Source organism: Cloacibacterium caeni, assembly GCF_907163125.1.
Classification (GTDB): Bacteria; Bacteroidota; Bacteroidia; order Flavobacteriales; family Weeksellaceae; genus Cloacibacterium; species Cloacibacterium caeni_B.
In genome coordinates this window covers 1,691,608-1,711,433 of the sequence record NZ_OU015319.1, presented here as the reverse complement: position 1 = coordinate 1,711,433, position 19,826 = coordinate 1,691,608, and the positions used below count along the sequence as shown (strand labels likewise).

Sequence of the window (19,826 nt, the reverse complement as noted above, 5' to 3'; positions counted from 1 at the left end):
TATGGAAATAAAAAGTGTTAAATTTTTAGTGGTTTTGGTGATTACGTTCGTCATCGTGTTTTTGATGAATTACATCGGGAATACACAACCAGACAAATTACAAAGCGCTTTACTAAATGGACTTGGCGGAATGGTGGGACTTACCATCGGGATGATGATTTATAACCGAAGTAAAAATGACCAATCTGGCCCGCAACATTTCGATTAAATTAAGTCCAAAAAACTTCTTTGCTGTATCGTAAAATCATCAGCATTACGATAATTAAAAATACAATTCTGATAAATCCATTGCCTTTTTTAAAGGCAATTTTTGTTCCTAGAAAGTTTCCTAAAACATTGAAAATGGCCATTAAGATGGCTATTTCTAACAAATAATTTCCGTGTCTCACGAAAACCAAAAGCGCTGAAATATTGGTGATGCAGTTCACCACTTTAGCATAAGCAGAAGCCGAAAGAAAATCAAATCCTAAAATCACCACGAAAGCCAAAACAAAAAAACTTCCTGTTCCCGGTCCGAAAAATCCATCGTAGAAACCAATTACCGCTCCAATCACTGCTCCGAAGATCATTTTTTTAGCGGTGCTTAAATCTTTGGTCGCGACATTTCCTAAATCTTTTTTGATGAAAGTATAAATCGCAATCGCAATCAGAATAATTAAAATTAAAGGTTTTAATGCTTCAGAATCCAAGTAACTCACTGTTCTCGCTCCCAAAAATGAAAACAGGAAGGAAAAAAGCGAGATAGAAAGCAAAACTTTCCAGTTGAAGCGAATTCTTTTGGCATATTGTACCGCTGCAATGCTGGTTCCAGAAAGCGCTGCGATTTTATTGGTTCCAAAAAGTGAAGGCAATGCTAATTGAGGAAACTGAATCAACAAAGCGGGCAATTGTATCAAACCACCACCGCCAACTATTGCATCTAAAAACCCCGCAATAAAGGCAAATGCAGCTAAAAAGAATAGTGTATAAAGACTGTAATCAGAGAAAAAATCCATTTACAATTAACTAGTTTTCGTAGAGAATATATTTGCGACGGATTTTCTCGAAGTTTTCTAAATCTTTTTGCCAAGATTTTTTAATTTCTGCTTCTGGAGTTCCCGAAATAATTTGTTTGCGAAATTCATCTGTTCCTGCCAAAGTATCAAACCAAAGGTTTTTTAAGAAGAAATCTTGAGTTTTTTTGTCAAAATTTTGATATGCATCGATCACGAAACTTAAATCTAATTTTCCTTTAATTTCTGGGAATTGACGTAAATCTTTCCCGTAGCACAATTTACCATATAAGAATGGATCTTTTGCACCTGAAGTGGGTTTAGGAGTGAAAGAAAATTCCTGATTTTTTAACCAAGGACTTCCATACACTTGAAAAGGAGAATCTGTTCCTCTTCCTACTGAAACCTGCGTTCCTTCGAAGAAACAAAGGCTAGGATAGAGATTGATAGATTGATCATTCGGTAAATTAGGCGAAGGTTTTTCTGAAATTGGATATCTTTTGTTTTTATGATAATTCAGCATTGGGATGAGTGTATATTTTACCTGCACTGCATTTTTCATCCATTTTTCACCATTCACCATTTTTCCGTATTCGCCAATCGTTAATCCATAGACTACAGGAACTTTGTGTAATCCTACGAAACTCGTCCATTTTTCCTTCAAAACTGGTCCGTCTGTATAACCATCATGAGGATTCGGGCGGTCTAGAACAATGATTTCTTTGCCATTTTCTGCGGCAGCTTCCATTACGTAAGTGAGTGTAGAAATGTACGTGTAAAATCTTACGCCCACATCTTGAATGTCAAAAAGCACAATATCTACGCCTTGTAATTGTTCAGATTTTGGTTTTTTATTGTCGCCATATAGTGAAATAATCGGTAAACCTGTTTTGGTATCAATTCCGTTTTTTACATGTTCACCAGCATCTGCAGTTCCACGGAAACCGTGTTCTGGTGCGAAAATATGTTTGATTTTGATATTATTTTGAACCAAAAAATCTACCAAATGCGTTTTGTCTGCCAATAAACTGGTTTGATTGGCAACTATTGCAACAGTTTTATTTTTCAGAAGAGGCAAATAGAGTTCTGGTCTGTCTGCAGCGTTTTTGAAACAATTTTCTTCTTTATTTTTTGGTTTTTCTAAGGCAATTTCTACCGTTTTTACAGGTTCTGGAGTGGGATTTGCATTGTTTTTTTGAGTGCTACAACTTTGTAACCCAAAAATCATTAGCATAATAAGAACTAAATCTTTAATTTTGACACTTAAATTCATTTGATTTTGAAATTTCCAATATATTTTTCTAAAAAAATAGCGTTCTCCAAAGATAACAAAAATAATCTTTCACGCGTGATTGTCTTTATCGGAAGGCTTTCTGTAGCGCTGGGAATTATTGTTTCATTGGTGACGGTTTCTACGGGTTTAGGCTCCAAAAAAGCCATTAAAAATCGTATGGCAGATTTTGTGGGACATATTTCTGTGAAATCTACCAAAAGCAATTCCTCTTATAATTCTTCGGTGCTTCACCAAGAAGGATTAAATGTAAATGGAATTCAAAATCTTCCTGATGTTTCTAATACGCAATCTTATGCTACGGTTTCTGGGATTCTGAGAACTGAAGAAAACTTTGCGGGGGTTATTCTAAAAGGAGTTGCCAAAGATTTTGATGCAGAACGTTTTCAGAATTTTATGGTAGCTGGAGAAGTTCCAAAATTTACCGAAGAAGGCTATAACAACCAAGTTATTCTCTCTGATAAAATTGCCAATGATTTGCATTTGAAACCCAAAGACAGTATCGTTGCTATTTTTTCTAAAGAAGACCAACAACCCATTTATAGAAAATTTGAAATTTCTGGAATTTACAAGACAGACATCAAAATGATAGATGATTTGTTTATCATCGGCGATATTAATCACGTGAGAAAAATTCAGGATATGGCAAAAACTGATGTGGGAGGAATAGATATTTTCTTGAAAGACAGTGATAATATAGATGCCATTTATCCAAAAATTGAAAAGCTAATAGGTTACAAAAATTACGCAGAAAAAGCGACAGATAAATATCCACAAATCGTAGATTGGATTAATATTTTTGATACCAACATCGGACTGATTATCACGATTATGCTGATTGTTGTAGTCATTAATATCATTATGGTTTTGCTTATTCTCATTATTGAGCGCACCAATTCTATTGGGATGCTCAAAACATTAGGCGCAACCAACGGACAAATTCGAGCGATTTTCATCAACTATACTTTGCTGATTATGATTCCTGGATTGATTATGGGGAATGTAATAGGTTTAGGATTTTTGGTGCTTCAAAAAATCTTTGGATTTATCAAACTTAATCCTGAGAATTACTATGTAAGCACGGTTCCTGTAGATTTAAACCCTGTCTACATTTTGGGAATTTCTGTTGGGATTTTGGCGATTTCTGCATTCGCTCTTATTTTGCCAAGTTATCTGATTTCTAAAATTTCTCCTGTAAAAGCGATTAAGTATAATTAATTATTTTCTAAAATTTAATCAACAGTTAAAGGTCAGGTTTTAATTTTTTGGTCATTTTCTAAAAATAAAAATCGTATTTTTGCGGCTCAGATTTTTACAATGAACTACGCAAAAAATATTTTAGAAACGATAGGAAATACGCCACTGGTAAAGCTAAACAAAGTTTTAGGAGAAGATTTTCCTGCATTGGTTTTAGCAAAAGTAGAAACCTTCAATCCTGGGAATTCTGTAAAAGACAGAATGGCACTGAAAATGATTGAAGATGCTGAAAAAGACGGTCGTCTGAAACCGGGAGGAACCATCATCGAAGGAACTTCTGGAAATACAGGAATGGGATTGGCTTTAGCAGCTATTATCAAAGGTTACAAGTGTATTTTCGTAACCAATTCTAAACAATCAAAAGAAAAAGCAGATATTTTACGTGCTTTAGGTGCAGAAGTGGTGATTTGTCCTACTGATGTAAAACCTACCGATCCGCGTTCTTACTACCAAACTGCAAAAAGATTAACTGAAGAAACTGAAAACGCTTGGTACGTAAACCAATACGATAATCTTTCTAACAGAGCAGCGCATTATGAATCTACTGCACCAGAAATTTGGGAACAAACCGAAGGGAAGTTGACTCATTTTGTAGTAGGAGCAGGAACAGGAGGTACGATTACAGGTTGTGGAACTTTTTTCAAAGAAAAAAGTAAAGACATCAAAGTAATTGGTGTAGATACTTATGGTTCTATTTTGAAAGAAATTCATGAAACGGGCGAAATTCACTTAGAAAATGCTTACACTTATATTACAGAAGGAATTGGCGAAGATATTTTACCTGAAAACTATGACATGTCTGTGATAGACCATTTTGAGAAAGTTACCGATAAAGATGGCGCGATCTATGCAAGAAAATTAGCTAAAGAAGAAGGGATTTTCTGTGGTTATTCTGCAGGAAGTGCGATTGCTGCGATTAAGCAAATGCAAGATCAATTTACCAAAGATGATATCATAGTAGTTTTACTTCATGACCACGGTTCTAGATATGTAGGGAAAATCTACAATGATGATTGGATGAGAGAAATGGGTTGGCTAGATTAATACAAAAAAATCTATTCAAAATAAATAAAATCGGGAAGAGCAATCTTCCCGATTTTTTATATCAAATCAAAATTAATTTCCACAATTTCATTTGGCGAAAGAATGATAGCGTCATAATCTGCCTGTGAAATAAACTGAGGAAAAAGCTATTTTTTATTAATTCAGACACTATCCCAAAAAGTGTGTAAGTTAAAAAGTTAAGGCTTGGATTTTATAATCTGAGCCTTTTGTCAAAAATAAGCATAAATTGGTTTAAAACAATACCCCAATTTTGGATTGGCATTGACCATTTTTTGGTAGCTTCCTTTAAAGCAAGAAAAACCGACTTCAAGACTGCATCATCCGTAGGGAAAGACATTTTGTTTTTGGTATATTTTCTGATTTTTCCATTGAGATTTTCAATTAAATTAGTAGTGTAAATAATTTTACGGATTTCCAAAGGAAAGTCAAAAAATACAGTCAGTTCGTCCCAATTATCTCTCCACGATTTTATCGCATAAGCATATTTGGATTCCCATTTTTCTGCAAAATCATTCAGAGCGGCTTCTGCCGCTTGTTTATTTGGAGCATTATAGATGTGCTTCATATCGGCAGTAAAGTCTTTTCTGTCTTTCCAAACCACGTATTTACAGGCGTTTCTAATTTGATGAACTACACAGATTTGGGTTTGAGATTCAGGAAAAATTGAGCGAATAGTCTGGGTAAATCCATTCAAATTATCGGTAGCTGTAATTAAAATATCTTCTACACCACGAGCTTTTAAATCGGTTAAAACATTCATCCAAAAACTAGAACTTTCGTTTTTTCCGAGCCACATTCCGAGAACTTCTTTCTTGCCATCACGGTTTAAACCTACCGCTAAATAGATGGTTTTATTGATGACTTTTGAGTTTTCACGAACTTTAAAGACAATTCCATCCATCCAAACAATGAGATAAAGGTCTTCTAATGGTCTATTCTGCCAACTCACTACTTCGCTTGCAACTGCATCAGTAATCCTAGAAATGGTAGAAGTAGAGACTTCAAAATCATACATCTCACGAATTTGCTCCTCAATATCGCTCACGCTCATTCCTTTAGCATAAAAGGAGATAATGATATTTTCTAAACCTTCTATAATATTGTGTCTTTTAGGAACTAGAGCTGGTTCAAAACTACTTTCTCTATCTCTGGGAATTTTTATTTCAGATTCACCAAATGAGGATTTTATCTTTTTGGTTCCGTGTCCGTTACGATAGTTTCCAGTGGTGGTTTTTTCGTGTTTCTCGTTGTCGAGATGAGCATCAAGTTCGGCTTCGAGCATGTGTTCTACAGCTCGTTTGTGCATTTGTTTAAAGAATGAGGTTAAATCTTCTCCATTCTTAAAGGATTTGTAGAAATCCTTGTTGTTTAATAAGTCTTCTTTGTCAATCATAACTATGTAAATATATAAAATAGTAAAAAGTTATTTCCGAAAAATTTTTTGAGCTTTTATTGCTCAAAATTTTTCAGAATAACTTTTCAACTTACACAGTTAATGAAATACTACCTTAATTCATGCAATTTCCATTTCCAAAACCATTTCCTCTTCCTCTATTTCCTCTACCTTTTCCTTGATTTTGGCATTGCATACCATTTTGCATACCACATTGTTCATGTTCTGCATTGATGATTTTTTCGTAATCATTTTTAGAAATATACTGAGGAACGTACTTAGCGTTTCTCATTTCTAAATTACGTGAAAAAGCTCTCAAATGATTTCTAGAAGCACATTCTAGAAATTTGTAAACATTGGCGATGTCTTGATTTTGAGTTTCTTTGGTTAATCTTTGCAAGTCGTAAATATCTACATCTTCTATCGTTGCTCCAGCTTTTAAAGCTTCAATTTCTGAAACTTTTCCTTTTGCAGTAAGGTCATTGTATAATTTTTGAAGATTTTGATTTTTAAATTTTCCTTCGGGAAGAATTTCGTAAGAAATTTTATTTTGGTCTAAAAGTTCTTGTACTTTTTGCATATGCACTTTTTCACTTTCTTTGATATTGGCAAAAGGTCTAGTTTCCCATTTTGAATAAAAAAAAGTGTACACATCACGCGCTAATTTTTCTTCTTCTAGCATGAAGAGGAGAGAAGAAGCATCTGTTTCTTTTGTATTTTTAGAAGTGTAATTGGTAAAAATTACCATTCCGAAAATCGCAAGAATAACTAAGGTGAAAGATTTGGTTTTCATTTCTGTGAGATTTTTATATTAGACAAAAATTACAACAGAAAGTTAAGTAGAATTTTGATTAAAATGAATGTAAAGTACTGTTAATCAATAAAAATTACCATTATTGGATGAAAAATTACAACTGAACGTTATAGTGTTAATGAGAAATTTTAAAACTTCTATTGATTTAAATCTTATTCATTAAATCAACCAATTTCTGAGTCAAATTTTTTCTAGAAAATTGCTCAATGTTTTCAGCGTTTTGGTTCAGCGTTCCCAATTTCCAATTTTGGTAAGATTCTAAAAAGAATTTCTTTAGATTTTCTTTTTCATCATAGCCAAAATGTTTTCCAGCTTTGGTTTCGTTCAAGATTTTTTCTACATCAGCATCTTTTGGACCGAAAGAAAGAATCGTTTTTCCCGTTGCCAAATACTCGAAAATTTTTCCTGGAATAATCCCTTTTGAAGATTCTTGTGGGAAATTCGTCATCAATAAAATTGTTGAATCCTGCATGTGTTTTAGCGCAACATCGTGCGTTTGATAACCCAAATTGGTTAAGTTATTTTTAAGAGCTGAACTTACTATTTTTTGTAAAATTTTATCATCTAATCTTCCTACAAACTTCAACTCAAAATCGTTTTTGAAGTCTGCATTTTCTTCAACCAAATCATTTAAAGTTTCCCATAAAATTTCAGGATTTCTGAGTTGTTCTAAAATACCGATGTAACTTAATGTGAATTTTTCTGTAAAATCGTTAAGTTGTGAGGTCGTTAAGTCGTTTTTATTATCAACCGATTCTACAACTTCACGAATCTGTGACTTTACTTCAGAGTCAAACCCATTCGTAATGCAGAAAGCATTTGCGCTTTTTTTTCTGAAATTTTCAGCATCGGTATAACTTGTTGCCAAAGTAACATCTGCATTTTTAAACACTTCAGATTCTAATTTTCTATGCTTTTTATCGGCAATTTTAGTCAGTTTCAAGTATTTGTAATACGAAATTTCAGTCCATGGATCACGGAAATCTGCAATCCATTTTAAGTCTGGGAATTTCTTCTTTAAACTTAATCCAATCAAGTGCAAAGAATGTGGTGGACCAGTTGTTACCAAAACATCATAGTGATTGACTTTCAAGTATTTTTCTAAAAATTCTACGGAAGGTTTTACCCAAAAAACACGCGCATCTGGAATAAAGAAATTGCCGCGAACAAAAATCGAAAGTTTGGCTTTCCATGATTGATTTTCGCCGACATCAAATTGTCCCGCTTTGAATTTTTTATTGTCTTTCCCAAATTTTTCTGCAAATTGGTACGGTTCCCAAATTTTGGTTTTAATCATTTTGAGATTCTTCGGAACATCTTTTTTTAATGTTTCATCAACAATCGGATAACTAGGGTTTTCTGGAATAAAAACGGTAGGTTCCCAACCGAAATCAGGCAAATATTTTACAAATTTTAACCAACGCTGAACTCCCGGTCCGCCAGCTGGAGGCCAGTAATAAGAGATGATGAGTATTTTTTTTTGTTTCAAGTTTATAATTTTTAAACCGCAAAAGCGACAAAAGATTTTCTATGTATTATAAGTTTTTCAAAAGTAAAAAAAGATTTTACATTAATTCATCGTAATATTTATTAATATATGTTTCTTGTCCATGATGATAAAGATTTTTAACATTAAAATTTACTAAAATTCCTTTCGGTACTTTAAGTAAATTCATGTAATTCAAAACTTGAAATTTATGAACATCTAAAATGTGAGAGACAGATTTTAACTCTAAAACGATTAAATCTTCAATCAGAAAATCACATTTAAAATCACAATCTAATTTCTTTTCTTTATAAAAAACAGGAATTTGAAATTCTGACTTGAAATTTAAATTTCTTAATTTGAATTCTTCTTCTAAAGCTTTGTGATAAACAACTTCTGCTAAACCTGCACCTAAAATTTTATGAACCTCAATACAAGCTCCATTAATTTTATATGTTAAATCGGTAAGATATTGTTGCGTAATCATTAACTCTTTTTTTACTTTTTAATGGCTATTTTTTCAATTATTTCTTTTGTCGCTTTTGCGGTTTAATAAAAATATCCCCACCAAAGAAAGCAATACAAACAAACCAAAAGCAACTAAGGAAATGGTTTTTCCTTTGGCTATTACTTCTGGTTCGAATATCATTTTTACCGTATGAGTTCCTGCTGGAACGTAAACGGCTCTCAATAAATAATCAGCTTTGATGTATGGAACTTCTTTTCCGTCTACAAACATTTTCCAGCCTTTTGGATAATAAATTTCAGAAAAAACAGCCAATTGTGGCGTTTTAGACTGTGTTTTATATTCTAGTTCGTCTGCTTGATATTTTGTTAAATTTACAAAAGCAGTAGAATCAGTCGCTAAAGTTTTTCCTTCAAAATATTTTTTATCATCATTCGAAATAACCGCTGTTTTTTTAGAATCTATATTTCCTATTTCATCTACTTCTTCATTCGGAGTATTCACAAATTTCACATCAGAAACCAGCCAAGCATTTCCATTCGCATTCGGATTGATCTGAACTTGAGGTTTCTCCAATGTTCCGCCAACTACATATTTGGTGTTCAATAAATTGAGAATTTGCGGGATTTGAGCAGACTTCACACTGTCTTCAGCATAGAAATAATGATTGATTAAATCGTCATATCTTCTTAATTTCACAGCGTGATAACCACCTACAGAAGCTTTGTAATAAGAAGTATTGGTTTCATTAAAAGGCCCTAGAAGTTGGTTGAAAATTCTATAATGGGTTTTATCTTTTTCGGTAATTTCTTCTAAAGTTTTATTCATATTCGCTCGAGAAAGCAAATCATTTAAAAGTGGATTATCACCTGCTTTTCCAGCTAAATAATCTGAATTTTCGGTCACAAATGGAGTTTGTGCAAAAGCTTTATCTACAAAATTATCGCTGTTTAAATAGCGTTTGTTCACAGACCATAAATCAAATAAACTTACCAATCCTATAATGATTAAAGCAATGTTTTGAGATAATTTTTTCTTCAATGCAAAATATAGTGCTAAAGCAGTGATAGAAACATAAATCATGGCTTTAATAGCATCGATTCTAAACATCGTGAAGCGTTCGCCAACCAAATAATCTAATAAATATGAAGGCAAATAAGCAGTTTCGTTTGAAGTAGCAAATCCGAGTAAGCTTTTCCCAAAAATAACCAATAATAGAGTAATTCCAAGAACTGCAGAACTTCCGTAAACTAAAACTTTTTGTTTGTATTCATAAGTAAGTTTTTCGTCATTGAAAAATCTGTATAATCCAAGGATTGCAATCAGTGGAAATAATAATTCTACTACAACTAATATAGAACTTGGTGCTCTAAATTTGTCGTAAAACGGAACGAATTTTATGAATAATTCAGAAAGCGGCATGAAATTACTTCCCCAAGCTAAAAGCACAGAAAGTACAGACGCGCCTAAAATCCAATAACGGTATTTTTTCCACCCGAAGAAAAATCCTAAAATGGCTAAAAATACCACAATAGCTCCTTGATAAGCCGGTCCAGAAGTTCCTGGTTGGTTTCCCCAATACGTTAAACTTCCTCCAAATCCTTTAGAAATTTGGTCATATTCTTCTTGAGAGGTTACATTTTCTTGTACCAATTCCTGAACTTTTTTCATCATTTCTTCTGAGCCTTCTTCATCGCTTGCTCCTCCCATTACTCTTGGAATGAATAAGTTCAAGGTTTCTAGTTTTCCATAGCTCCAGTTCAGAATTTCTTGTTTTTTCATTCCGTCATTATCTGCTGCATTGTGTTCAGATTTCAGAATTTGTTTTCCACGAACGGTTTCTTTTACATATTCAGAATTGGCAAGAAGTCTCTGACTGTTCATTCCAATTCCCAGAATCATCGCCAAAGCCAAAATTCCTGAAGAAATGAAGAAATGTTTCCATGGTGTTTTTCCTGTAGCTGCTCTTACCAATTCAGACAAGAATAAAAATCCTAATGCCAAGAAAAGGTAATACGTCATTTGTGGATGGTTTGCAGCAATTTGCAATCCCATGAAAAGTGCTGTGACAATAAAGCCAAGAATATATTTTTTACGAATATAGACGAGTAAAATTCCCGCTAAAAGTGGTGCGAAATAAGTTAAAGTGGCAACTTTACCATTATGACCAGCTGCGATGATGATGTAGAAATACGTGGAAAGTCCAAAAAAAGTGGCGCCTAACAAAGCGTATTTCCAATTTTTAGTCGCAACATAACCGAGTAAGAAAAATCCAGCAAAAAGCAGAAAAATAAAATTCGCAGGTTTTGGCAAAAAGTTCAGCGTGTCATCTATTTTTTTGATGATATCACCTCTAAACTGTGAACCTGATTGATAAGTAGGCATTCCGCCAAACATCGCATCACTCCAATAGGTTTCTTTGCCATTTTCGGCTCTGTAGTCTAGTAGTTCTTTTGCGCCACCTTTGTATTGTACAATGTCATGTTGCAAAAGTTGTTTCCCAGAAATGATAGGACTGTTGTAAACTAAAGCTAAAACTACAAAAATCGCCAATGAAATGACGATGTAAAGAATGTTTTTATTTTTCAGCATATTTTGCAAAAATTTATCTTTTGTTGTTTGTTTCGGAAAAACTCCGGTTGTATGATTTAGGTCGTTACTCTACCTTTTTTCTTTTTCCTCTACTTCTTCATATTCCACAGTTTCTGCATCCCATTTTACTTGTTCTTTAGTAGGTTTTGCAGGTTTGGGTGAAACGTTTTCTCTGTTTCTGGGATTAAGACTAGGGAAATTTTTATAAAATTGATTAAAGAATATCCTTTTCAAAATATTCCAAACAAAGAATATAATGATGGTTGCTAAAACTAATTCGAATAAATATTTAACCAGTGCCATTTTTTAAAATTTATAACTAGGATTGATTGTAACTAAAGAGTTGGTCTTTTTAGACATGCTTTGAGATTGTTTTCCGTCGCTCAAACTTTCTTTTTCCGTAGTGTTCATTTGGATTTTAGAGCCTAGAATCCAACCAGAGTTGGCGTCTATTTTTATGGTTCCCGTTTGTACACCTTCTATGCTTACAGAATGCGTCATTCCGTTTTTAGACTGTGTTTTTGCTTTTCTAGGAATTCCACCTTTTACAGTAATTTCTGCAATTCCGTCTTCTACTTTTGCTAGGGTATAAGTGGTATTTATTTTCACGCTTCCATCTGGAGTTACATTGTCAGACTGTGTCCATGTTCCGCCTAATTTTACGCCTTTTGCTGGAAGAATATTTAGGTTTTTTCCAAATTGTTCTTTTAAAAACTTCTCGTTGAAACTTAATTTAAATCCTTCCATGAAATTTTTAAGTTGAGCAGCATCTTTAATCACCGAAGCAGCCGCATCATTGGTTTTTTTATAAACGGGTTCAAAACCTTTAATAGAAAGAATTTTCCCAGTTTTGTCCATGGTAATTTTTAATTTATTACCTGTTTGTGCTTTTTGTACCGCCCACATAAATTTTTGTTGAGCATCTTCAGGAGCGTTTCCTTTCGTGTCTATCGCTTGGGTTTTTCCTTGAGAAGTTGCAGACATTCTTTTCCCAACAAGCGTCATAGAAATTTCGTAGTTTCCTTTTGCATCGATATTATCTACGGTAAACGTCATTTCGTCTGTAGATTCATTCGTTCCAGAAATGTTTTGTTTCCCGTCAGAAAGCGTTTGCACATCTCTTTGGTAAGTGCTGAAAGGATACGTTTTTCCTTTTTCTAATTTAAAATTTGCATGGTAAACACCTAGAGAATCTTTGATGGCAGGATTTTCTACTTTTGCCGTTTCTTTATCTTCCACAGGAACTTCTATAGTGATGGTTTTTCCAGTTTTTGGGTCAACTTTGGTTACGGTTTTTGTTTCTTTTTGACAAGAAACGATTGCTATTGAAAGCAGCGCAATTGCTGTAATTTTTTTCATTGATTTTAATTATTTTGTATCATTTGAAGCAAGAATCTTGCCTTTTTATTCACTTTAAGTCCTGCTTTCGCGACTCGCTTTTTTGTTTTTTTATCTTATTGATCAGAGTGGAAACATCTGAAAAAAACAAAAAGAGCTCAAACACATCGCTCAAACCCAACGAAGTGGTTCGACGATTTTAAGGAGTCAATCAGGGCTATTATTCATGTTTCAGTTTTTCGTTTGATTATTTACCAATTTTAAGTAAAAAACATTCGGTTCCTACGGAACCGCCTTTTTTATTGTCAATTATATTTCTACACATATTGCGTTCCTACGGAACGCCTAAAAATACTCTCCAACTCTACAATTCTCCCACCATTTTCTGTCTCACCGCTTCATAAAGAATCGCTCCACAAGCTACAGAAACGTTCAGAGATTGTGTTTTTCCAGTGATTGGCAATTTTATTTTTTCATCAGCATGATGCATTACTTCTTTCGAGATTCCTGTTTCTTCATTTCCCATTACGATGGCGCAAGGTTCTGAAAAATGAGCGTCATAAATCATTTTTTCTGCCTTTTCAGTGGCTGCAAAAACGGTAACTCCTGATTGCTGAAGAAAATCTACTACGTGAGCCAGATTATTTTCTTTACAAATTTTTACGTTGTAAAGCGCTCCAGCCGAAGTTTTGATGGCATCAGAATTGATAGGAGCAGCTCCTTTGTCTGGAATTACAATTGCGTCTATTCCTACACATTCTGCAGTTCTGGCGATCGCTCCGAAATTTCTAACATCAGTTAAACGGTCTAAAATCAATAAAAAAGGAATTTTTCCTTCTTCAAAAATTTGTGGCAACAAATCCTCGATTTTATAAAACGGAATTTCTGAGATAAATGCGACTACTCCTTGGTGATTTTTTCTCGTAAAACGATTCAGTTTTTCAATTGGAACCGTGTTGGGTCTGATGTTGTATTTTTTTAGTAATTTTTTTAATTCTGAATAAATCTCACCTTGCAAACCACCTTGTACAAAAATTTTGTCAATGGTTTTTCCAGCTTCTATCGCTTCCATTACAGGTCTCAAACCGAAAATGAAATCTTCTTTTTCATTTTTAGATTCGTGTTCCGAGTTTCTATTGTCAAAACGAGGTTTTCTATCGAAATTTTTTGGCCCAAAACTTCTCCTCTCGCCTGAGTTATATTTTTTATTAAATTCTCCCAATTTTTTGATTTTTAAATTTGAATTCTATTTGTGTCGTTCCTACGGAACTCAAAATGATATTTTTCTACTGTATTCTACAAACTTTTTGCTCTCACAGAGCAAGATTTAAATTTTGCCTTTACCTTTACCTAAAACTGTTCTCCAGCTAAAGCACGTTTTTGAGCCATTGCATATCCAAAATGTAAACTTTCGTGCATATTGTTGAAAATGATTGCATCCTGAATATTTTTTAAATCAATTCCAAAACTTGTAGAATAAGCGGTGTAATCTGGGAAAAAATCATCGTCATAATCTTTCATCAGAATTTTAGAAGTTTCGATAAGTAGGAAACCTAAATCTTCCACTTCAGATTCAGAAACATCCAGATTAGGAAGAGTGCCTTTTTTGTAAGTATCTACCCAATATTTGTCTATTCTAAAAGGATTTCCGCTTAAATAATAACACAAAAGTTGCTGAGTAGCTACGCAATGTGCAATATTCCAATAAATATTATTGTTAAAGCCATCTGGAATGGTCAACAAGTCTTTGTGAGACGTATTTTGTAGAATATTCAGAAGGTTTTTTCTTACTGCTCTATGATTTTGAAAATGAGTATTCATTTAAAATTGATTTTAATCTCCAAAAATACTGAAATTGAACGGAAGATGGAAGTTGGAAGATGGAAGTTTTTTATAAAATATTCTTAAAGTTTTTTTGTTGTTTTAATTTATTGAAAATCAATATTTTAATGATTATTTTTGTGCGGAAAAAGATTGTCAATTTTTTAACTTCTGACTTCTGACTTCCGACTTCCATCTTTTTTTAACAAACTTTAACCAAAATTTGGCATTAATTGTGTTGCCAATTCCTTGAAAATCGTGAAATTTACAGTCTAATTTTTCAAAAAATTATGCAAGAACTTAATCAAGCCGAAGATATTAAACAACTCACCGAAAAAGTAAAAGAACAGAACGTTTACTTTTCACTTTTGAAAAAGGAAATTAACAGAGCAATTATCGGACAAGAATACATGGTAGACAGACTTTTAATAGGTCTATTAGGAAATGGTCACGTTTTGCTGGAAGGTGTTCCTGGTTTGGCAAAAACTTTAGCCATCAAAACCCTTTCAGAAGCGGTTCATGGAGCGTTTTCTAGAATTCAGTTTACGCCAGATTTATTGCCAGCAGACGTTATCGGTACGCAGATTTATAATGTGAAAGAAAACGATTTTTCCATCAAAAAAGGTCCTGTTTTTGCAAATTTTGTTTTGGCAGATGAAATCAACCGTGCTCCTGCAAAAGTGCAATCTGCACTTTTGGAAGTAATGCAAGAAAAACAAGTTACCATTGGTGATGAAACCATGAAATTACCAACACCTTTTTTGGTTTTAGCGACGCAAAACCCAATTGACCAAGAAGGAACTTATCTTTTGCCAGAAGCACAAACCGACCGTTTTATGCTGAAATGCAAAATTGATTATCCAGAATTTGAGGAAGAAAGACAAGTCATGAGAATGGTTTCTACTTCGGATATTCCTCAAATAAAACCAGTGATTTCTTTGGAACAAATAGTGGAAGCCAAGAAAATCATTAATCAAATTTATCTAGACGAAAAAATTGAGAAATATATTCTCGATATGGTTTTTGCAACCAGATTTCCAGAGAAATATGGACTTTCTGAACTGAAAAATTACATCAGTTTTGGGGCGTCTCCTAGAGCTTCTATCAATTTAGCGATTGCTTCACGAGCATTTGCATTTTTGAAAGGAAGAGCTTTTGTAATTCCTGAAGATGTAAAAGCGATTGCGAAAGATGTTTTGCGTCACAGAATTGGTCTCAGCTTCGAAGCGGAAGCAGAAGATGTAGATGCAGACGCAATTGTTGATAAAATTTTGGGAAAAGTTCAAGCGCCGTAATTTAGTTGTCAGTTAATAGTTGTCGGTTGATTGTAATTTCTGACAACTATCAACCGATAACCAACAACCATATTATGCAAATAAAAGATATTGTAAAAAAAGTAAAACAAATAGAAATCCGTACTCGAAAGAGAACGGAAAATACTTTGATGGGGCAATATCACAGTGCTTTTAAAGGTCAAGGAATGGCTTTTGCGGAAGTTCGTCCTTATCAATTTGGAGATGATATTCGCAGAATTGATTGGAACAAAACCGCACGTTTCAAAGAACCTTATGTGAAGGTAATGGAAGAAGAACGTGAACTCACGATGATGATTTTGGTAGACATTTCTGCCTCTATGAATTATGGAACAAAAATTCAACTGAAACGTGAATTGGTGGCAGAAATTTCGGCAAGTTTAGGGTTTTCGGCGGCAGGAAATAATGATAAAGTGGGACTTATTTTGTTTGCGGATAAAGTCTATAAAGTCATTCCGCCACAGAAAGGCAGAAAACATATTTTAGCGATAATTTCCACGATTTTGACCGCAGATTATGTGCAGGCAGAAACCAATATAGATGCTGCTTTAGAATACATGATGCATGTTTTTAAAAAGAAATCTCTAGCGTTTCTTTTTTCTGATTTTGCAGATGAATTTGACGAAAAATTATTGAAAATTGCATCCAAAAAACATCAATTATTAGGTTTGAGAGTTTTTGACGAAAAAGACAATGAAATTCCAGATGTAGGTTATGCTTTTTTCAGAGATATAGAAACAGGAAAACAAATTTGGGTGAATACGTCTAACCAAAGATGGCGTTACAATTATGCAGAAGCTCAAAAACAAAAAATAAGACACCTGAGAGAAGCTTTTGAGAAAAGTTCTGCCAGTTTTGTAGAAGTAAAAGCAGAGGAAGATTATACCAAAATTTTGTATAATTATTTTCAAAAAAAATAGAAAATAGCAATTAATGAAGAAAAATTTTTTAAAAATTTTCAATCAATATATAGACAGACAACTCGATAAAGTTTCGCCAAATCTTAAAAGGTTTAAATGGCCTTTTGTTGCTTTTGGAGTGATTAAAAAATTGGCTTTGTTGTTTGTTTTTGTTGCTCAATGTTTTTCTGCACAGACGCTTTCTTCTAATTTATCTAAAGAAAAAATTGCGCTAGGCGAAAAAGCAACCTTTCGAGTAACCATCAATGGTTTAGAAGGAAAAGATGTGATTTCTAAACCTAAAAATGAACTCTTGCCTTTTCATTTAGAAGAAACTAAAGACGAAATCAATAAAACATACGATCAATACACCAGAACTGTAGAATTTCAGGTTTTTGAGGAAGGGAAATTTACCATTCCAGAACTTGAGTTTTCGATAAATGGAGCAGAAACCATCAAAACGATTCCCTATGAAATCACGGTTTATAATCCTGTGAATGCAGATGATCAAATCAACGATATTATGAACAATAAGCAAGTTGATTTGGGTTTTAGTGATTATTGGGAAATGTATAAATGGTATATTTTAGGAGGTTTGGTCATTTTTACTTCCCTATTTTTATTTTTAAGTTTCTTCAAAAATGGGGTTTTCAGAAATTCTGGAAAAGAGAAAAGTCCAATTCATAAAACATTACAGGATCTGAAAAATCTAGAAAAGAAAAAATACGCAGAAAAAGGGAATTACAGAATGTTTTATGTAGAATTGATAGACATAACCAGAGCGTTTTTGGTAAAACAATATCATATTCCTGCAGATGTTTTGTTGACCGATGACTTAATCGATGTGATGAAACATACCAATAAAATTTCGCCAGACAATGAAAAAATAGTGGAGGAGGTTTTTCTGAGAGGAGATTTGGTGAAATTTGCCAAAATCATTCCAAATCAAGAATTAATGGAGCGTGATTTTTTAGATATTTATGAATTTGTAGAGCGTTCGGTTACAGATATTGAAGCAGAACATTTAAGAGAAGTGCATTAAGATGAATTTTCAGATAGATAGTCCATATTTTTTATTGCTTTTTATGCTTTTTATTCCGCTTTTGATAAGGGATTTTAGCAAGAAGAAAAATTCGGGGATTAATGTTCCGACTACTCGAAATATGTCTGTAGCAGGAAGTTTTTCTTGGGTTCAAAAATTTTTACAATTTTCTAAATACATCATTCTTTCTGCGCTGATTATTGCTTTGGCAAGGCCTAGAACTTACACCATTTTTAGCGATAGAGACGAAACCAAAGGCATTGATATTTTCCTAGCGATTGACATTTCGCCCAGTATGTTGGCTCAAGATTTAGAGCCTGATAGAATTACTGCTTTGAAAAAAATTGCGACGGATTTTGTCAAAAAAAGGGAAGGTGATAGAATAGGAATTGTGGAATATTGGGGAGAAGGAATTACAAAAGTTCCGCTCACTTCTGACCATCAAGTGGTTTTGGATGAAATTAGAGACATGAGTCCGAGTGAAGAACTTACGGGAACAGCGATTGGAGAAGGACTTTCTGTAGCGGTAAATCATTTGAAAGACAGTAAATCAAAGTCTAAAATCATTATTTTAATGACTGATGGAGTAAATACGGTTCCGAATGCGATGCCACCACAATTTGCAGGTGAATTGGCAAAATCCTACGGAATTAAAGTGTACACGATAGGAATCGGAACGAATGGTTTTGCACTATTTCCGCAGATTACATCTTTTGGAATACAATTTTTCGAACAAGAAGTGCAGATTGATGAAGCTACGCTTTCTGAAATTGCGACTTTAACAGGTGGAAAATATTACAGAGCCACTTCTAATACGAGTTTAGAAAATGTATATAACGAGATTAACTCTTTAGAAAAATCGAAAATTAAAACCAATAAAATTTACAATTACGAAGAATATTTCAGAGTTTTTCTTTGGATTGCCTTGGTGTTTTTATTGATAGATGCAGTTTTAAGATGGAGAATTTTTAGGATTTTTAATTAAAAAATAGAAATGAATTTTAGTCTAGGAAATATTTGGTATTTACTTTTGTTATTGCTTTTACCGGTAATAGCGTTGCTTCTTTTTGGTTTCAAAAAATGGAAATCAGAAAGGAGAAATATTTTTGCTGAAGCTCAATTTCAAGAAGATTTATTTCCGAAAGATTATCAATTTTCTAAATTTTTCCCAGTTTTATATTTGTTGGCTTTTGTTTTTTTGATTTTAGCAATGGTAGATTTTCTGGGAGGAAAAGAAGAGATGAAAATCCAACAAAAAGTAAATTCTGTGATTTTTTTGCTAGATGTTTCTAACTCTATGAACGCGCAAGATGTGCAACCTTCTCGATTAGAACAAGCCAAAAACATTTTGATCAATACCATACAAAATTTGGGTGATGACAAAGTCGGAATCGTAGTTTTTGCAGGAGATGCACAATCTATAATGCCTTTGACTACAGATTATTCTGCCGCCGAAACGTATATTGGAGCGATAGAAACCACTACGATTGGGAAACAAGGGACAGATTTTCTAAAAGCAGTAGAAGTAGCCACAGAAAAATTTAAAAATGTTCCGAAAGGTGCTAGAAAAATCGTATTAATTAGCGATGGCGAAGACAATGAAGGAAATGACAAAGCGGCGATAGATGAAGCATTGAGACAAGGAATAACCATCAATTCTGTAGGAATAGGAAAAGACGATGGAGCGCCAATTCCTATTTATGAATTTGGGCAATTAATGGGCTATAAAACCGATATTCTCGGCGAGACGATTATTACCAAAAGACAAACAGAAGCATTGATGTCTCTCGCTTTTGATACCAACGGAGAATATGTAGACGGTAATGATATGGAAGCAGCAGTCAATAAAATTGTTTTGCAACTCAGAAACCAAAAAGGAGCTTCGGAAACATTGGTAAATACACAATCTGCGGTTCATTATTATCAGTGGTTTTTGGGCGTTTCGCTTTTTATATTTGTGATTATTTTTCTTTTTAATCCTAAAAAAGATTTCAATTTTTAAAAATGAAAACTTTAGAAAACGCAAAACCTTGAATTTTAGTCTCAAAAAACTACTT

General features: G+C 33.5%; 19 protein-coding genes. 8 read left to right on the top strand and 11 right to left on the bottom strand.

Annotated elements, in window-relative coordinates; genetic code table 11:
- Position 1 precedes the first annotated feature (1 nt).
- On the top strand, positions 2-208 hold the full coding sequence (locus KKQ79_RS07770; RefSeq protein ID WP_213189641.1) for a hypothetical protein: 207 nt from the start codon (positions 2-4) through the stop codon (positions 206-208).
- 1 nt (position 209) lies between these two features.
- On the opposite strand, the gene KKQ79_RS07765 is transcribed toward KKQ79_RS07770, so the two are convergent.
- Positions 210-995 carry a sulfite exporter TauE/SafE family protein gene (locus tag KKQ79_RS07765; RefSeq protein ID WP_213189640.1) on the bottom strand — a complete coding sequence of 262 codons (786 nt, stop codon included), beginning with the start codon at positions 993-995 and terminating at the stop codon, positions 210-212.
- A gap of 10 nt (positions 996-1,005) precedes the next feature.
- On the bottom strand, positions 1,006-2,265 hold the full coding sequence (locus tag KKQ79_RS07760) for an exo-beta-N-acetylmuramidase NamZ family protein (RefSeq protein ID WP_213189639.1): 1,260 nt from the start codon (positions 2,263-2,265) through the stop codon (positions 1,006-1,008).
- Positions 2,266-2,271: 6 nt separating this feature from the next.
- On the opposite strand from KKQ79_RS07760, the gene KKQ79_RS07755 reads away from it, so the two are divergent.
- Both KKQ79_RS07755 and KKQ79_RS07750 read left to right on the top strand, forming a co-directional pair.
- Complete coding sequence (locus KKQ79_RS07755) at positions 2,272-3,501, top strand: ABC transporter permease (protein ID WP_213189638.1); 1,230 nt, start codon at positions 2,272-2,274, stop codon at positions 3,499-3,501.
- 99 nt (positions 3,502-3,600) lie between these two features.
- The gene (locus tag KKQ79_RS07750) at positions 3,601-4,584 is read left to right on the top strand and encodes a PLP-dependent cysteine synthase family protein (RefSeq protein ID WP_213189637.1); all 984 of its coding nucleotides are present in this window, start codon (positions 3,601-3,603) and stop codon (positions 4,582-4,584) included.
- A gap of 211 nt (positions 4,585-4,795) precedes the next feature.
- Here the strand turns inward: KKQ79_RS07750 and KKQ79_RS07745 are convergent, their stop codons facing one another.
- From KKQ79_RS07745 to KKQ79_RS07705, 9 genes are all read right to left on the bottom strand, one after another.
- Entirely contained in the window at positions 4,796-5,998 is a 1,203-nt protein-coding gene (locus tag KKQ79_RS07745; RefSeq protein WP_213189525.1) for an IS256 family transposase, read from the bottom strand.
- Positions 5,999-6,113: 115 nt separating this feature from the next.
- Positions 6,114-6,791 (bottom strand): DUF2202 domain-containing protein, encoded by a 678-nt coding sequence (locus KKQ79_RS07740; protein ID WP_213189636.1) that lies wholly within the window; start codon positions 6,789-6,791, stop codon positions 6,114-6,116.
- Positions 6,792-6,957: 166 nt separating this feature from the next.
- Positions 6,958-8,301: a glycosyltransferase family protein gene (locus KKQ79_RS07735; RefSeq protein ID WP_213189635.1), complete on the bottom strand. Its 1,344-nt coding sequence runs from the start codon at positions 8,299-8,301 to the stop codon at positions 6,958-6,960.
- 76 nt (positions 8,302-8,377) lie between these two features.
- Positions 8,378-8,785, bottom strand: a complete 408-nt coding sequence (locus KKQ79_RS07730) for a GxxExxY protein (protein ID WP_213189634.1) — start codon at positions 8,783-8,785, stop codon at positions 8,378-8,380.
- Positions 8,786-8,818: 33 nt separating this feature from the next.
- The gene (locus tag KKQ79_RS07725) at positions 8,819-11,356 is read right to left on the bottom strand and encodes a YfhO family protein (RefSeq protein ID WP_213189633.1); all 2,538 of its coding nucleotides are present in this window, start codon (positions 11,354-11,356) and stop codon (positions 8,819-8,821) included.
- 69 nt (positions 11,357-11,425) lie between these two features.
- Positions 11,426-11,659, bottom strand: coding sequence for a hypothetical protein (locus tag KKQ79_RS07720; protein ID WP_185117730.1), 234 nt, complete (start codon positions 11,657-11,659; stop codon positions 11,426-11,428).
- A 3-nt stretch (positions 11,660-11,662) separates the two neighbouring features.
- Positions 11,663-12,715, bottom strand: a complete 1,053-nt coding sequence (locus KKQ79_RS07715; protein ID WP_213189632.1) for a DUF6263 family protein — start codon at positions 12,713-12,715, stop codon at positions 11,663-11,665.
- Positions 12,716-13,058: 343 nt separating this feature from the next.
- Positions 13,059-13,787 carry a 23S rRNA (guanosine(2251)-2'-O)-methyltransferase RlmB gene (gene rlmB / locus KKQ79_RS07710; protein WP_262897647.1) on the bottom strand — a complete coding sequence of 243 codons (729 nt, stop codon included), beginning with the start codon at positions 13,785-13,787 and terminating at the stop codon, positions 13,059-13,061.
- 257 nt (positions 13,788-14,044) lie between these two features.
- Positions 14,045-14,515, bottom strand: coding sequence for a DinB family protein (locus KKQ79_RS07705; protein WP_069797034.1), 471 nt, complete (start codon positions 14,513-14,515; stop codon positions 14,045-14,047).
- A 290-nt stretch (positions 14,516-14,805) separates the two neighbouring features.
- On the opposite strand from KKQ79_RS07705, the gene KKQ79_RS07700 reads away from it, so the two are divergent.
- From KKQ79_RS07700 to KKQ79_RS07680, 5 genes are all read left to right on the top strand, one after another.
- Entirely contained in the window at positions 14,806-15,810 is a 1,005-nt protein-coding gene (locus KKQ79_RS07700; protein WP_213189631.1) for an AAA family ATPase, read from the top strand.
- Between the two features lie 74 nt (positions 15,811-15,884).
- Positions 15,885-16,748: a DUF58 domain-containing protein gene (locus tag KKQ79_RS07695; protein ID WP_213189630.1), complete on the top strand. Its 864-nt coding sequence runs from the start codon at positions 15,885-15,887 to the stop codon at positions 16,746-16,748.
- Between the two features lie 121 nt (positions 16,749-16,869).
- Positions 16,870-17,769 carry a BatD family protein gene (locus KKQ79_RS07690; RefSeq protein WP_213190704.1) on the top strand — a complete coding sequence of 300 codons (900 nt, stop codon included), beginning with the start codon at positions 16,870-16,872 and terminating at the stop codon, positions 17,767-17,769.
- Position 17,770: 1 nt separating this feature from the next.
- The gene (locus tag KKQ79_RS07685) at positions 17,771-18,754 is read left to right on the top strand and encodes a VWA domain-containing protein (RefSeq protein WP_213189629.1); all 984 of its coding nucleotides are present in this window, start codon (positions 17,771-17,773) and stop codon (positions 18,752-18,754) included.
- Positions 18,755-18,763: 9 nt separating this feature from the next.
- The gene (locus tag KKQ79_RS07680; protein WP_213189628.1) at positions 18,764-19,771 is read left to right on the top strand and encodes a vWA domain-containing protein; all 1,008 of its coding nucleotides are present in this window, start codon (positions 18,764-18,766) and stop codon (positions 19,769-19,771) included.
- Positions 19,772-19,826 lie beyond the last annotated feature (55 nt).

Excerpts from the sequence above, each read along its gene's own strand:
- KKQ79_RS07680 (WP_213189628.1), top strand. The coding sequence starts at position 18,764 with ATGAATTTTAGTCTAGGAAATATTTGGTATTTACTTTTGTTATTGCTT.
- KKQ79_RS07705 (WP_069797034.1), bottom strand. The coding sequence starts at position 14,515 with ATGAATACTCATTTTCAAAATCATAGAGCAGTAAGAAAAAACCTTCTG.
- KKQ79_RS07715 (WP_213189632.1), bottom strand. The coding sequence starts at position 12,715 with ATGAAAAAAATTACAGCAATTGCGCTGCTTTCAATAGCAATCGTTTCT.
- KKQ79_RS07700 (WP_213189631.1), top strand. The coding sequence starts at position 14,806 with ATGCAAGAACTTAATCAAGCCGAAGATATTAAACAACTCACCGAAAAA.
- KKQ79_RS07750 (WP_213189637.1), top strand. The coding sequence starts at position 3,601 with ATGAACTACGCAAAAAATATTTTAGAAACGATAGGAAATACGCCACTG.
- KKQ79_RS07760 (WP_213189639.1), bottom strand. The coding sequence starts at position 2,265 with ATGAATTTAAGTGTCAAAATTAAAGATTTAGTTCTTATTATGCTAATG.
- KKQ79_RS07745 (WP_213189525.1), bottom strand. The coding sequence starts at position 5,998 with ATGATTGACAAAGAAGACTTATTAAACAACAAGGATTTCTACAAATCC.
- KKQ79_RS07725 (WP_213189633.1), bottom strand. The coding sequence starts at position 11,356 with ATGCTGAAAAATAAAAACATTCTTTACATCGTCATTTCATTGGCGATT.
- KKQ79_RS07695 (WP_213189630.1), top strand. The coding sequence starts at position 15,885 with ATGCAAATAAAAGATATTGTAAAAAAAGTAAAACAAATAGAAATCCGT.
- KKQ79_RS07730 (WP_213189634.1), bottom strand. The coding sequence starts at position 8,785 with ATGATTACGCAACAATATCTTACCGATTTAACATATAAAATTAATGGA.
- KKQ79_RS07765 (WP_213189640.1), bottom strand. The coding sequence starts at position 995 with ATGGATTTTTTCTCTGATTACAGTCTTTATACACTATTCTTTTTAGCT.
- KKQ79_RS07685 (WP_213189629.1), top strand. The coding sequence starts at position 17,771 with ATGAATTTTCAGATAGATAGTCCATATTTTTTATTGCTTTTTATGCTT.
- KKQ79_RS07740 (WP_213189636.1), bottom strand. The coding sequence starts at position 6,791 with ATGAAAACCAAATCTTTCACCTTAGTTATTCTTGCGATTTTCGGAATG.
- KKQ79_RS07720 (WP_185117730.1), bottom strand. The coding sequence starts at position 11,659 with ATGGCACTGGTTAAATATTTATTCGAATTAGTTTTAGCAACCATCATT.
- KKQ79_RS07770 (WP_213189641.1), top strand. The coding sequence starts at position 2 with ATGGAAATAAAAAGTGTTAAATTTTTAGTGGTTTTGGTGATTACGTTC.